Raw genomic sequence first — 13,484 nt, 5'->3', positions numbered from 1 at the left:
TTACAATTTAATCGTATTTAAATCAATTACTTTCGGGTTTTGAGCGACTTGTTTATGCTCTGGACCAACATACACTTTCATGTTACCCCAAATTGCACGTCCAAGACGGTTTTTTGGCAACATCCCTTTCACGGCTTTTTCAACCAAACGTTCCGGGTATCTTTTCATGATCTCAGCCGGGGTTTGGCTGCGCTGCCCACCCGGATATCCGGTGTAACGCAGATAGACTTTGTCATTCAGCTTATTTCCGGTCAAACGTACTTTCTCAGCATTAATGACAATCACATTGTCTCCACAATCAACATGAGGAGTAAAATTCGGCTTGTGTTTTCCGCGCAACATTTTTGCCACAGCACTGGCCAGACGGCCAAGCGGCATGTCGGTTGCATCAACAACAACCCATTCTTTGTTTACCGTGGCACTGTTGGCCGATACGGTTTTGTAAGATAAAGTATCCACTTGCTCTAATTTTTTTAATTAAACACTAAAAGTTGCAAAAACTTACATTTCAATCTGTTAGAAGATTTCACGTTATTAACATCGGGCATGTTGATAACCTTACTACCTTCAACATTTTCAATAAATTATAAGAACTGCAAGTACGGACAATAATCGGGACTGCAAAAGTATTTGTTTTTTTTGAAATTGCAAGGGTTTGCAAACGGCAATCAGAAAATTAACCTAAAGATTTACAAGAAATAAAGCCGCATTAATCGCCGGCTGTAATTGCAATGGCCGAAAAAATAAATCACATCCCTACTATTTCACCTTCCCCACCCCATCTTTTACCCGCAACAGACCGTTTCGTCTCTCTTACCTTTCCTTCAGTACTGTCCCTTTTTTTATATTTGAACCATGATTTCAGAAAACTCCAGGTTAGGTGCTGATTTTTTCCGTCGCGACGCGGTGGTGATCGCACACGAATTATTAGGCAAGAAGCTGGTTCGTGTTTTTCCCGGGGGACAAACTAAGGGCTACCGGATTACCGAAACCGAAGCTTACTGCGGACAAGAAGACCTGGCCTGCCATGCCAGCAAAGGATTGACCAAGCGGACTGCAGTTATGTTTGAACCTGGGGGACTAGTATATGTTTATCTGATTTATGGTCAATACTGGATGCTGAATTTCGTTACCGGCGTGGCTGGAGATGCTTCTGCTGTTCTCATCCGCGGGTTGGAAGGCTTTGACGGACCGGGAAAACTAGGCCGCGAACTACAACTCGACGGGTCGTTTTATGGCGAAAACCTGCAAACATCTACCCGTCTTTGGCTCGAAAATGCCCCTCCCGTACCAGAATACCACTCTTCTCCACGCATTGGCATTCATTATTCGGGTGAACCCTGGTCCAGCAAACCGTGGCGCTTTTCTGTCCAGGGCCAATAAACGAGACTATTCCTTTCTCTTCCGTAAAATAAAGTCATCAACGAATATTTACCTGCCCATTTCTCCTACAAAGAACTATCGTATTTCTCTTAATATAAATCGGTTATATAACCAAAGCAGGACAACCGCCGATACGGCAATGCCCGAAAACAGCATCCAAATATTCTGCGGATGATAGTTTGCCCAAAGAAAATCAGTTAGCTGAGATTCGGTCATGCTCATGCTGGTCGCAGCCTCCCGGAAAAAGTCATTCTTCGAGAAGGTATCCGAAATTTCGGGTAATGAAATCCCACGGACACTCAATTCTTTCTTCAGCAAAAACAGTTTATCGGCAATTTTCTCATACGGACTACCCGAAATCCAGCCAGCTAGCTGGTGTGCCGCGGCAATAGGCAAAAAAGAAGTGCCCATGTAAAGTGCCTTCTTGTCGTCGGGTGCAATGCGCCCCACATATTCGGTAAATTTTGGCGAACTGCCCATTTCACCCAAACTGAAAACCAATACGCCAAGCAGAATCAACCAGCCATTTTGCGACGAAAACATCAGGTTGAGACCGCCGGCCAACACCAGGATCCCGCCCATCATAGCCGCCAGCGGACGAAAACGCATCACGAAAGCAGACACTACCAACTGGAAAACAATGATATAGAAGCTATCCATGCTGCTCATGGTTACAGCTGAGATTGTTCCCTGATCAGTCGCAATGGCTTCGGCCAAAGCTGGAAAAACCGCATGAAGGCTGCGATAAACAACCGATGTATCCACCCAGGCATCCACAAAAACCGGGAACGAATAGTAGAGCTGGTTGAACGCGGTCCAAAACAGAATCATAATAACCAGAAAAAGCACATATTTCCAATCCTGCAAGGTCAGCCATATATTATTAAGAGCCTGCGAAATACTTTTTCCCAAAGCCACACCTGCCTGTTTTTTTACCGGGTCTTAAAAAAAGAAGAAAGTAATCAGGTAATTAATGCTCATGGTGATCATTGACATGTAAAAAACGTAATCCCAGCTTTTATTTAGAATGATTCCGGCAATAAACGGCCCGATAAACCCGCCAATATTGATCATCATATAAAAAATGCCGAAGCCAATGGAGGCCGTCTCGTCGGTAGTAGTGCGCGAAATCATGGCCGAAATGATGGGCTTGAAGAAAGCCCCGCCAACACAAATCCAAATAAAGGACAGGAAAACCATTTCGAAACTATCGAAACTGCGAATCATATAAAAACCCGAAATGTAAATGGTGAACGATAGGAATAAAATCCGTTTGTAGCCAATTTTATCTGCAATGGCCCCGGTAATGATGGGCAGAAAATACAATAGCATGGAGCCCGTCCCCATGATGACCCCCTTTTGAGCCTGGGTAAATCCCAACGCCCCGGTATCTTTCGAGTTTACCAGGAACAGGGCAAATGCCATATAAAACCCATACCAGGCCCATCGCTCGAATAACTCGATTACATTTGACGCCCAGAATGTGGCCGGATATTTTTTGAAGATCGTTAAAAACCGCATATCTATTTCTTTTTTTCGAACCGGCAAAATAAACAAAAAATGCCGTTAGTGACCCAATTAAGATAAATTAACGAATTACATGAAAACGAAGCCGGCTTTTAAGCAAAGCTTTACTATTTTTGTTGATTGTCTTAAAAAAGCACATCATGACACAAAACAGAAAAAAGAAGATTGGGATCGTGATAGCCGTTCTGCTGGTACTTTCAGTGGTATTCACCGGCTTTAACCGTGATGAAAAACTCTTTCAGATCGACAAAAACCTGGACATTTATTATACACTTATCCGCGAGTTAAACTTGTTTTACGTGGATGACATCAATCCAACCGACCTGGTAAAAACCAGTATCGACAAAATGCTGGAGTCGCTTGATCCATACACCAACTTCATCCCTGAGTCGGACATGGAAGACTTCCGTTTTATGACCACCGGCGAATATGCCGGGATTGGCGCCCTGATCAGCAAACATGGCGATCAGGTGATTATTGCCGAACCCTATGAAGGTTTTCCCGCCCAGAAATCAGGTTTACGCGCAGGAGACATTCTGCTGGAAGTGGCTGGCAAATCCACTGAAAAAATGTCAACCGAAGATGTCAGTAACCTCCTGAAAGGCCCGGCCAACCAGGCGGTGAAAGTAAAAATACAGCGGCCCGGCGACAAGAAAAGCTTTGATGTTGAAATTATCCGCGAAAAAATACAGATCGATGCCGTACCTTACTATGGCATGCTGGACAACGAAACCGGCTACATCCGTCTCTCCAACTTCACCACCAACTGCGGCGACGAAGTAAATAAAATATTTACCGAACTGAAGGAACAAAAAGGCGCGAAATCGCTGATCTTGGATTTACGCTCCAACCCGGGAGGCCTGTTAATGGAAGCAGTGAAAATTGTCAACATCTTTGTGCCAAAAGGCGAGGAAGTGGTCAGCACCCGCGGAAAAGTTAAACAATGGGACAAAATTTACACAGCCACCGAGAACCCGGTTGACACCGTGATGCCCATTGCTGTTTTGGTGAACCGCGGATCGGCTTCGGCCTCGGAGATTGTAGCCGGCGCACTGCAGGACCTGGACCGTGCCGTGGTTATCGGCACCCGGACCTTTGGCAAAGGGCTGGTGCAAACCACCCGTGAACTAAGCTACAATGCCAAGCTGAAAGTCACCACAGCTAAATATTATATCCCCAGCGGAAGGTGCATTCAGGCGCTGGATTATACAAACCGGAACGAAGATGGCAGCGTGGGCGCCGTTCCCGATTCGCTGATTTCGGAATTCAACACCAAAAAAGGGCGCAAAGTATATGACGGTGGCGGAATTGTTCCCGATGTCAAAATTGACCTGGACCGCATTAGCAGCCTGAGCATTCATTTAATCCGCAACTTCATGTATTTCGATTTTGCCACTCAGTATACCTATTCAAACAAGTCGATCCCCAGTCCGGAAGAGTTTGAAATTACCGACGAAATCCTAAGCAGTTTCAGCGCCTTCCTAAAAGAAAAGGAATTTACCTACGAATCGGAAACGGAACAACTGTTTAATGAATTACTGGAAACGGCCAAGGAGGAAAAGTACTACGATGTGGCCCAAAGTCAGTTTGAAGCACTGAAAGAAAAGATCGGACACGAACTGGACAAGGATCTGGAACAATTTGAGGACGAGGTAAAAGAAATGTTGACCGACGAGATTGTCACGCGCTATTATTACCAAAAAGGGGCCATCCGCTCGGCAATCAAAACAGATAAAGGCATTGAAAAAGCAAAAGAAGTATTGGCAAGCCCCGCTACATTTTCGGCTGTATTCACCCCAGGAACTATTATATCCATGAACAACACAAAGAAACCCGGACTGGAAAGCCGGGTTTCTGATGATGTTATTTGGTACAACAATTAAATATCCCCAATCCTAAAACCGAAATATTGCGGATACATAATGGCAATAGTAATCAAAACAATAATGAACAAAGCCAGAACAACAAAAAATAAAATTACACCGGTTTTGTAACGCTTTTTGGCTACCTCCAACTTCGTGTACGACTGAATTTTTTCAATCTTGTTCACCATTTTTTTGAGGGCCATCTGATCTTTCACGATATAATCATAAGCACCATATTTAATGGTATTGATGGCCACATCGATATTGTCCTGCCCCGAAAGGAAAATAAATTCGGCATTCGGCGCTATTTTTTTCGATTTTTTCAATACTTCAATCCCGTTCATCCCATCCAGCAAGTAGTCCTGGATAACGACTGCCGGTTGCCGCACCATGGCCTGCACCGCTTCCTCTCCAGTAGTAAACGACTCTACATTTGTAAATTTATTCGTATTCAAAAAACTGACAATCAACTTATTATACACATGATTGTCTTCTACTACAAAGATCAGCGGATTTTTATTATTGCTCATAACCGTAAAATATAGATTTTACCTTAACTTCTTTTATTGAGTCAAATAACGGTATAATGGATAAAAATAAATAAAAAATAGAACAAAATTATTTTTCCGCCCTTAAATTAATAGGAAACAACACAGAAAACAGAACACGTTTTTAATTAAAATAAGTTTTTGCTTTCGATGGTTTTACTTTATTTTGCTTTAACCAAAACGAAACAATCATGCTGTTGGCCATTGATATTGGGAATACAAATATTGTATTTGGCATTTACGGGCAAAATAAGTGGCGAAATGTTTGGCGAATCCAAACCGACAACAAAAAAACAGCCGACGAATATGAGGTAATATTCCACTCGTTGTTTGACAGCGGAAAAATCTGTAAAACGGATATCGACCGGGCTGTTTTAAGCAGTGTTGTTCCCGCGATGAACCGGGAGTTTGAGGCAATGATCACCAACCTTTTTGGCATCCCGATTCTGATCATTAACCCAGAAATTTACGACCACCTGCCGGTGAAAGTACTGAATCCGTATCAAATCGGTTCCGATTTAGTGGCTAATGCTACCGCTGCCTACTCAAAACTGAAACGGGCTTGTCTGATTGTCGATTTTGGAACGGCACTAACCTTCACTACCCTTTCCGATCAGGGTGAAATCATGGGAGTAGCCATAGCGCCGGGCCTCCAGACGGCTGTCAGGGCACTGGCTGGAAATACGGCCCAACTCCCAAATGTACAACTCACCGTTCCCCCTTCGGTGCTGGGGAAAAATACCGTTCATGCTATTCAGTCGGGCATTTTTATTGGCTACAGCGGACTGGTTGACCGCATGATTGAACGAACCGAGCAAGAGTTAAACCAAAAACTGATCATAATTGCCACCGGAGGATTATCGGGTGTTTTCGCCAAACAATCGCCCAAAATTGATCTTGTAGAGGAAAACCTTACTCTGGACGGCCTGCAAATTATTAGCCACCTGATGACTAAAATCGCCAGATAACACATTGGTTATCTACTTCAATGATTAACGTAACCCAACGCTCTGCAAAATACATAAAAGTCGGGATCATTCTTTTTACAAATAAGCCGGCACAGACCGGCATTTCTTTTTACCGTTTACCGACAAAATACCGGCATTAAACGAAATTCTGCTGCCGGTATTCTCCATTCACCTTAACTTGCATCAAAAATATCAATTGAACATCAATCCACTAAACAGGTACCACATGCGAAAAAACTTATTTCTCCTGATGACCTTTTTTCTGGCAACTATCACCATTTCCTCCTGTACCTTTATCGGTCCATCGGTAAAAGGAAACGGACAAGTCAGCAGGGCAACGCGCGAAGCAACAGGGTTCTCCGAAATAGAAGCTGCCAACGGGCTGGAAGTCTTCCTTGTTCCTGACACCCGGGAATATGTGGTGGTTGAAGCGGATGAAAACCTGCACGAAGTAATTGAAACAGAATTAAAGCACAAGACATTGGATATCTACACCCACAAACGCATCCGTTGGGCCAAATCCCGAAAAGTATATGTTCACTTTACGGCATTGGAAAGCCTGAAATCATCATCCGGAAGCCAAGTCCGTTCCGAATCAATTATTTTGAGCAGATCTTTGGAACTAAAAGCTTCGTCCGGCAGCCAGCAGTATCTCGAGGTCAATTCCGTGAATCTCACCGGGCGCAGTTCATCCGGGGCGCAATTACACCTTAGAGGTAAAGCCGACCAGGCAGAACTCAAGGCCTCCTCTGGCGCCCATATTAAAGGCCAGGATTTTGTCACTAAAAATTGTTTTGCGGATGTATCCAGCGGGGCGCATATCTGGATTGATGTTCAGGATGATTTTACCGGAGAAGCCTCCAGCGGCGGACATATTTATTACTCAGGAAATCCTTCCCAAACCACGATCAACACCTCATCCGGGGGGGCGATCAACAGAAACTAATACAAAATCAACTATAGAAAAACCATCAAAAGATCTGTCTCTCAAAAATCCGGCTACTTAACTACACACCACTCTCCAGACACAATAAACAGAAATAGAAACAATTAGACACATCATGAAAACAATTAAACTCAAAAACCTTTGGCTGCTCCTCCTTTTCTGCAGCCTCTCTCTAGGTGTAAACGCCGCCAGAGAAAAAACCGACACCCAGAAGCGCTCGGTTGAGTCCTTCAGCAAGATCAGTGTCAGCAGCGGAATCGACCTGTACCTGACCCAGGGTAATTCGGAAGCAATCGTTGTGGAAGCCAATCCGGATATTATCGACAAAATTATCACCCTGGTAGAAGACGGCACACTGAAAATTTACATCAAAGACAACCAAAACTGGAACTGGGGCTGGAACCAATCCCGAAAAGCTTATGTCACTTTCGATGACCTGACCGCCCTGAGAGCCTCGGCCGGATCGGATGTTTATTCACAAAACGCGTTTAAACTGGACGAGCTGGATATTGATGTCAGCAGCGGTTCGGATGTGAAACTGGAAGACCTTTCGGCGCGATTTATGCGCATCCGCACCAGCAGCGGTTCGGATGCCGAAGTTTCCGGGAAGACGGTCGATTTGGTGGCAGACTCATCGAGCGGAAGTGATCTGGATTGCGGCAACCTGGTTGCAGAGCATGTTGAAGTAAGCGCCTCCAGCGGATCGGATGCAACGGTGCATGTTTCCGGCTCGCTGAAAGCCCGCGCCAGCAGCGGAGCTGACATCCGTTACAAAGGCAGTCCCACGCAAAAAGATATTGATGAATCCAGCGGCGGGGACGTCAAAAATTATTAAACCAAAGAAGGTCAACCAACTGCCGGGCCAAACCGCCCGGCAGTCAACAGAAACTTCATCCATCCGCTCCATCTACCTCTTAGCCGGCTGGCGCTGATATTTGCCTGAACCTTTGCCTGTTCGGTACTGATTTATCCCATTAGGGCTATTCCCAAAATCTTTTATCTTTGTTGCTTCACCAATAAAACGAATTATTGCAACAGGCTAAGCCAAACATAGGAAAAAACATCCTCCTTCAATTAAAAGAAGGAAACCCAAAGGCTTTCAACAGCATTTTCAGGCATTACAACCAGCGGCTGTATTTTTTTGCCCTGGGATACCTCAAATCAGAAAAAGAAGCCGAAGAAATTGTGCAGGAAACTTTTCTCAAACTTTGGGAACGGCGAGAGCATCTTGATTTGACCCTATCTTTTCATGCTTACCTGTTTAAAATTGCTTTCAACTTTATCCAAAAGCGCTTACAACGCCAGGTAAAGGACGATGAATTAAAACACGAACTGGCCGATGAATTGGTAAACTTCGACCAGCACACATCGAATCTTGTGAATTACCATCATTTACTCCAGCACATCAACCGTCTTATCGGACAACTTCCTCCGCGGCAGGCACAAATCCTGAAATTGCGCAAACTGGATGGCTATTCAACCTCCGAAATATCAGACATGTTACGACTAGCTTCCAAAACGGTGGAGGCCCATCTAACGGCAGCACTCAAATTTTTGAAAGAAAAACTCAACGCCGAAAAATTTGATGATCTGCTGTTGTTTGTTCTCACCCTCCAAAAAAAATTTTAGCCGAACTAAGGGTAAATTCGTCTTTCAGGATATTACTTATAAAGGCGCATAAAAATGAACCGTAATACTGAACTCTTAAAACGTTTTTTCTCCAACCGGTATTCCCGTAACGACTACCAACAACTAAAAGGGATGCTACAAGAAAACGATCCCGCATTGGAAGAACTGATGCAGCAGCATTGGGACGAATACCAGGATGAACAGCTGACTCAAACAAGCAACCTATCGGCAACACAGCTAATTCTACATAGAAATATACAACCCCAGGCAAAGCAACGGATTATCAAGCAGGCATTCAACCATTTTTCGAAGATTGCAGCCATCTTGATTGTTCCTCTGCTACTGGCCCTTGGCTTCCTGTATGTTCAGCTCGAAGATTTTCTGTTTCAGCAACATGTAGTGGTCGAAGTGGCCTCGCCAACCGGTTCTCGCACCAGCCTAAACTTGCCCGACGGATCGACTGTATGGCTGAACGGCGATTCGCACATCCGCTACCCTGCCGTTTTCAACAAAAACCGGGAGGTAGAAATCGAGGGAGAAGCCTTTTTCAAAGTTCAAAGCGATGTGGAACATCCTTTCCTGGTAAAAGCAAAAGGAGTTTCGGTGAAAGCAACCGGTACGGAATTCAATGTTTCGGCCTACGCTGATGAACCGGAAATCAATGTCATCCTAAAAGAAGGAAAAGTAGCTGTATTAAATGACCAACAGGATGAATTGAAGCAGATGGCCTCCGGCTACCAATTCCGCTATAACCCCAACACCAATGCCAGTAGTTACACCCCTGTCAACGCCACAGGCTATTCCGGCTGGATCAATGGCCGGTTGATTTTTGAGAATGCCAACATGGTGGAGGTTGTGAAAAGAATGGAACGCTGGTACGGCGTGAATATCGAAGTCAGAGACCAAGAGTTGCTCCGGCTTCATTTCAAAGCCACCTTTATCCACGAAAACATCGAAGAGGCACTGAAGCTGCTTCAGGCAACGGCCACGTTCAAGTACGAATTTGAAAAAAGAAAGCTGAAAGAAGACGGCTCCTTCACAGATGCCCGGATCATTATTACCAAAAAATAACCGATAGTACGAATAAAAATCAGGAAAGCGGTTGCAGCGCTTCCCTGATTACAAAACGAGTTAACATGTTTTATTAACCCACAAACATTTCAAATTTATGAAAAAAAGTCAAAACGATGAGGCTTGGTATGCCCATGCCTTATTTAAATCTTTAAGAATTATGAGACTTATGCTCGGCCTACTTTTGATTTTGGTCGCACAAACCTGGGCAACCAAATCTTATTCTCAAAGAACCGTATTGAACCTGAACATGAAAAATGCCAATCTGATCCAGGTTCTTTCAGAAATTGAGAATCAAACAGACTACTATTTCCTCTTTAACTACGAACAAATTCAATCGGACAGGAAAATCGATGTGAACCTAACCAACAGCAACATTCAGGAAACGTTAAATGTCATTCTAGATGGCACCAACCTGACCTACACCATCAAAGACCGGCAGATTGTGATTGCCCGCGGCGAAGCAGCATCAGCAAATCGTGCAGGGAACCAGGCAGTTCAGCAACAAAAAACCGTTTCGGGGCGAGTGACCGATACACAAGGCCAGCCATTGCCCGGAGTAACCGTTTTGGTAAAAGGAACCACCAACGGCACCATCACCGATTTCGATGGAAATTACACCCTGCCAAATGTGCCGTCCAACGGAACTTTGCTGTTTTCATTCGTTGGGATGAAGCTGGTGGAACTGCCGGTAAATAACCAGTCAACCATACAGGTGCATATGGAAGAAGAAGCCATCGGCATTGAGGAAGTGGTGGCCATTGGGTATGGTACCGTAAAAAAACGTGACCTCACCGGCGCTGTTGCTTCAGTAAAAAGCGACGAAATAAAAATGGCTCCGGTTGTTAATCCGGTTGAAGCCATGCAAGGCCGCGTTGCCGGTTTGGACATTACTCGCGAATCAGGAAGGGCCAATTCCGGGTCAAGCGTCCTCTTACGCGGTAACCGCTCCTTAACCGCCAGCAGCGAACCTATCTACATCATCGATGGCATTCAGGGCAGCATCAACAACCTGAACCCCAACGATATTGAATCGATCGACATTCTTAAAGATGCTTCCTCGACTGCCATTTACGGTTCGGCCGGTGCTAACGGGGTTTTTATCATTACTACCAAACAGGCCACAAAAGGCAAAATCCAGGTTGACATGGACGCCTATGTGAGTGTGAACGGTTGGCCATCATACCCAAGCGCTCTCCAGGGCGACGAATGGCTGGACTACCTGGAAGAAGGTTACTATGCTACCAGGGGCAGTCACTCTTCTAACCTTGACCAGTTGCTTTCTGACTGGAACATGGGGTCAATAAAATCCTATATCGATCAGGGCAAATGGGTGGATTGGGTGGATGAAACGCTGAAAACCGGGACACAACAAAACTACTCCGTTTCGGTTCGTGGTGGCACCGATGTAGTCCAGGCAAACTTCTCGATGGGCTACAACCGGACTGACGGTATCTACAAAGATGATTTCCTGGATAAATATACCATGCGCGGAAGCATCAATATTCAGTTGGCTGACTGGGCAAAAACAGGTATCCAAACCGGATTGACATACACCAACGGAAACTCTCGCGGTAGCCGTATTAACAAAACCTTTGGTACAGTACCTCTGGGAGATGTATATGATGCAGAAGGAAACATCAACCAATATCCAATTGAAGGAGAATCGGTGGTAAGCTTAATTGCTGACGATATCCCTAATACGTATGAAAACAACACCAAAGCAATTGCTATTACAGCCAATCCTTATATCGAATTAACGCTGGCCAAAGGATTAACCTTCAAATCAATCTTAGGGACATCCTTATCAACCAGCCGCAATGGCGTGTACAACAGTGATCACACCTATATGATGTTGACCGGGAGCCAGACAGCTATCCGAAACGGATCTTATAACACGTCGCTGGCTTACAGCTATACCTGGGAGAACATCGCCAACTACAACTTCACCATTGCTGATGATCACGACTTTACCGCAACACTGATTTCGTCATGGGGCAACAGCCAGAATGAATCAGAATCAGCCTACAGCGAAGGATACCTGTACGATGATTTCCGCTACTACAACCTGGATGCAGGTGTTAACCCCATTGTTAGTTCCAACTACTCTCACACCAAAAAAATGTCAGTGGCCGGCCGTATCAATTACTCATATAAAGGCAAATACCTGTTGACAGGTTCGGTACGATACGACGGAGCATCACAGCTTTACGAGCAATGGGACATTTTCCCGGCAGGAGCATTTGCCTGGCGTATCTCAGACGAAAATTTCATGGAAAGTACCCGAAACTGGCTGAGCAATTTAAAACTTCGCACCGGTTACGGGATATCAGGCAACTCAAACATAAGAGCTTATTCAACCCTGACTGAGGTTACCAGCGGATCGGACGCCTTGAACTTCGGGGCCGGCCAGGTGCCCACCACCATTCCAACTGAAGTTGTGGGTAATACCGCATTGGGATGGGAAAAATCGTACAACCTGAACATTGGTCTTGATTTTGGCTTATTTGGAAACCGCATCGACGGATCGCTGGAATGGTACAATACCGATACAAAAGATGTGATTTACGCCCGCGACCTTCCTTTTTCAAGTGGTGGTTACACGCCAAAAATTTCGTATAAGATGAATACCAATATTGCCGAAATGCAAAACAGAGGTATTGAGCTTACCTTGAACACCAGAAACATCAAAACCGCCGATTTCTCATGGAATTCATCCATCACTTTTGCCCGTAACTGGGAAGAAGTAACTTCCATTGACCTGGGTAGCGGCACCACGGTGGACGACCTGATTTCCCTGGGCTTGTTCATGGGTTCACCAAAAAACACATTCTACGATTACAAAAAAATCGGTATCTGGCAACTGGGTGAAGAAGCCGATGCAGCTGTGTTTGGCTTACAACCCGGGGATGTGAAACTGCAAACCAGTTTGACAAAAAAAGCAGACGGTGTTTGGGTACAAAAGCTCACCGACGATGAAGGCAATGTTACTGAAACGGAATACACTGCCGAAAATCCTTACACCATCAATGCAAATGATGATAGACAGATCCTGGGACAAGAATCACCCAAATGGACAGCCGGCTTCCAAAACACATTTACCTATAAAAATTTCGATTTGAGTGTTTTCATGACTGCCCGCTGGGGCCAAATGATCAATGGCGGATTGCTGGGCTATTTTGGCTATGGAAGAGTTAATTTACCCGACAATTACAATTACTGGACCGAAGATAATCCAACCAACGATTACCCGCGTCCCTATTTATCAAGAAGTACCGGTGGTAATTACAATGCAACACTTAGTGCGATTCCTTACGCCGAGGCATCTTACGTAAAAATCAAGAACATTACCTTGGGATACAGTCTCCCGCAAAACATCAGCAAGCGAATTGGCTTCTCGAACCTTCGTGTTTACGGAACCGTTTACAATCCTTTTATCATCACGAAAAATGATCTTCTGGAAGGTCTGGATCCGGAAACAGGTGCTTCCGATTCGTATCCTTTGTACAAACAAATTGTGTTCGGTGTTAATGTTTCATTTTAATAA

General features: G+C 44.7%; 12 protein-coding genes. 8 read left to right on the top strand and 4 right to left on the bottom strand.

Features of this window, described 5'->3' with window-relative positions; all coding sequences use genetic code 11:
• Window positions 1-459, bottom strand: coding sequence for a 50S ribosomal protein L13 (rplM, locus tag N2K84_RS02765; RefSeq protein WP_282590242.1), 459 nt, complete (start codon window positions 457-459; stop codon window positions 1-3).
• 396 nt (window positions 460-855) lie between these two features.
• On the opposite strand from rplM, the gene N2K84_RS02760 reads away from it, so the two are divergent.
• Entirely contained in the window at window positions 856-1,383 is a 528-nt protein-coding gene (locus N2K84_RS02760; protein WP_282590241.1) for a DNA-3-methyladenine glycosylase, read from the top strand.
• Between the two features lie 75 nt (window positions 1,384-1,458).
• Here the strand turns inward: N2K84_RS02760 and N2K84_RS02755 are convergent, their stop codons facing one another.
• The gene (locus tag N2K84_RS02755) at window positions 1,459-2,301 is read right to left on the bottom strand and encodes an MFS transporter (RefSeq protein WP_282590240.1); all 843 of its coding nucleotides are present in this window, start codon (window positions 2,299-2,301) and stop codon (window positions 1,459-1,461) included.
• A 24-nt stretch (window positions 2,302-2,325) separates the two neighbouring features.
• Window positions 2,326-2,904 (bottom strand): MFS transporter, encoded by a 579-nt coding sequence (locus N2K84_RS02750; RefSeq protein WP_282590239.1) that lies wholly within the window; start codon window positions 2,902-2,904, stop codon window positions 2,326-2,328.
• Window positions 2,905-3,050: 146 nt separating this feature from the next.
• Between N2K84_RS02750 and N2K84_RS02745 the strand changes: the two genes are divergently transcribed.
• Window positions 3,051-4,793, top strand: coding sequence for a S41 family peptidase (locus tag N2K84_RS02745; RefSeq protein WP_282590238.1), 1,743 nt, complete (start codon window positions 3,051-3,053; stop codon window positions 4,791-4,793).
• Here the strand turns inward: N2K84_RS02745 and N2K84_RS02740 are convergent.
• On the bottom strand, window positions 4,790-5,305 hold the full coding sequence (locus N2K84_RS02740; RefSeq protein ID WP_282590237.1) for a response regulator: 516 nt from the start codon (window positions 5,303-5,305) through the stop codon (window positions 4,790-4,792). The genes N2K84_RS02745 and N2K84_RS02740 overlap by 4 nt on opposite strands.
• 209 nt (window positions 5,306-5,514) lie before the next feature.
• Here N2K84_RS02740 and N2K84_RS02735 point away from each other — a divergent pair, with 209 nt between their 5' ends.
• The 6 genes from N2K84_RS02735 to N2K84_RS02710 all read left to right on the top strand — a co-directional run bounded on the left by N2K84_RS02735 (window position 5,515) and on the right by N2K84_RS02710 (window position 13,481).
• On the top strand, window positions 5,515-6,291 hold the full coding sequence (locus N2K84_RS02735; protein ID WP_282590236.1) for a type III pantothenate kinase: 777 nt from the start codon (window positions 5,515-5,517) through the stop codon (window positions 6,289-6,291).
• Window positions 6,292-6,517: 226 nt separating this feature from the next.
• On the top strand, window positions 6,518-7,237 hold the full coding sequence (locus tag N2K84_RS02730) for a head GIN domain-containing protein (RefSeq protein ID WP_282590235.1): 720 nt from the start codon (window positions 6,518-6,520) through the stop codon (window positions 7,235-7,237).
• Between the two features lie 115 nt (window positions 7,238-7,352).
• On the top strand, window positions 7,353-8,072 hold the full coding sequence (locus N2K84_RS02725; protein ID WP_282590234.1) for a head GIN domain-containing protein: 720 nt from the start codon (window positions 7,353-7,355) through the stop codon (window positions 8,070-8,072).
• A 194-nt stretch (window positions 8,073-8,266) separates the two neighbouring features.
• Complete coding sequence (locus tag N2K84_RS02720; protein ID WP_282590233.1) at window positions 8,267-8,866, top strand: RNA polymerase sigma factor; 600 nt, start codon at window positions 8,267-8,269, stop codon at window positions 8,864-8,866.
• 54 nt (window positions 8,867-8,920) lie between these two features.
• Window positions 8,921-9,937, top strand: coding sequence for a FecR family protein (locus N2K84_RS02715; RefSeq protein ID WP_282590232.1), 1,017 nt, complete (start codon window positions 8,921-8,923; stop codon window positions 9,935-9,937).
• Between the two features lie 160 nt (window positions 9,938-10,097).
• Entirely contained in the window at window positions 10,098-13,481 is a 3,384-nt protein-coding gene (locus tag N2K84_RS02710; RefSeq protein ID WP_282590231.1) for a TonB-dependent receptor, read from the top strand.
• Window positions 13,482-13,484 lie beyond the last annotated feature (3 nt).

The sequence above is a fragment of the Gaoshiqia sediminis genome, assembly GCF_025907915.1.
In the GTDB taxonomy this organism is placed as follows: Bacteria; Bacteroidota; Bacteroidia; order Bacteroidales; family Prolixibacteraceae; genus Gaoshiqia; species Gaoshiqia sediminis.
Note: the sequence above shows the minus strand (reverse complement) of the source record. Positions and strands in the feature narration are given on the sequence as shown.

Bases quoted from the DNA above. Each gene is read 5' to 3' on its own strand.
- N2K84_RS02740 (WP_282590237.1), bottom strand. From the start codon at position 5,305: ATGAGCAATAATAAAAATCCGCTGATCTTTGTAGTAGAAGACAATCAT.
- N2K84_RS02760 (WP_282590241.1), top strand. From the start codon at position 856: ATGATTTCAGAAAACTCCAGGTTAGGTGCTGATTTTTTCCGTCGCGAC.
- N2K84_RS02715 (WP_282590232.1), top strand. From the start codon at position 8,921: ATGAACCGTAATACTGAACTCTTAAAACGTTTTTTCTCCAACCGGTAT.
- N2K84_RS02750 (WP_282590239.1), bottom strand. From the start codon at position 2,904: ATGCGGTTTTTAACGATCTTCAAAAAATATCCGGCCACATTCTGGGCG.
- N2K84_RS02735 (WP_282590236.1), top strand. From the start codon at position 5,515: ATGCTGTTGGCCATTGATATTGGGAATACAAATATTGTATTTGGCATT.
- N2K84_RS02745 (WP_282590238.1), top strand. From the start codon at position 3,051: ATGACACAAAACAGAAAAAAGAAGATTGGGATCGTGATAGCCGTTCTG.
- N2K84_RS02725 (WP_282590234.1), top strand. From the start codon at position 7,353: ATGAAAACAATTAAACTCAAAAACCTTTGGCTGCTCCTCCTTTTCTGC.
- N2K84_RS02730 (WP_282590235.1), top strand. From the start codon at position 6,518: ATGCGAAAAAACTTATTTCTCCTGATGACCTTTTTTCTGGCAACTATC.
- N2K84_RS02710 (WP_282590231.1), top strand. From the start codon at position 10,098: ATGAGACTTATGCTCGGCCTACTTTTGATTTTGGTCGCACAAACCTGG.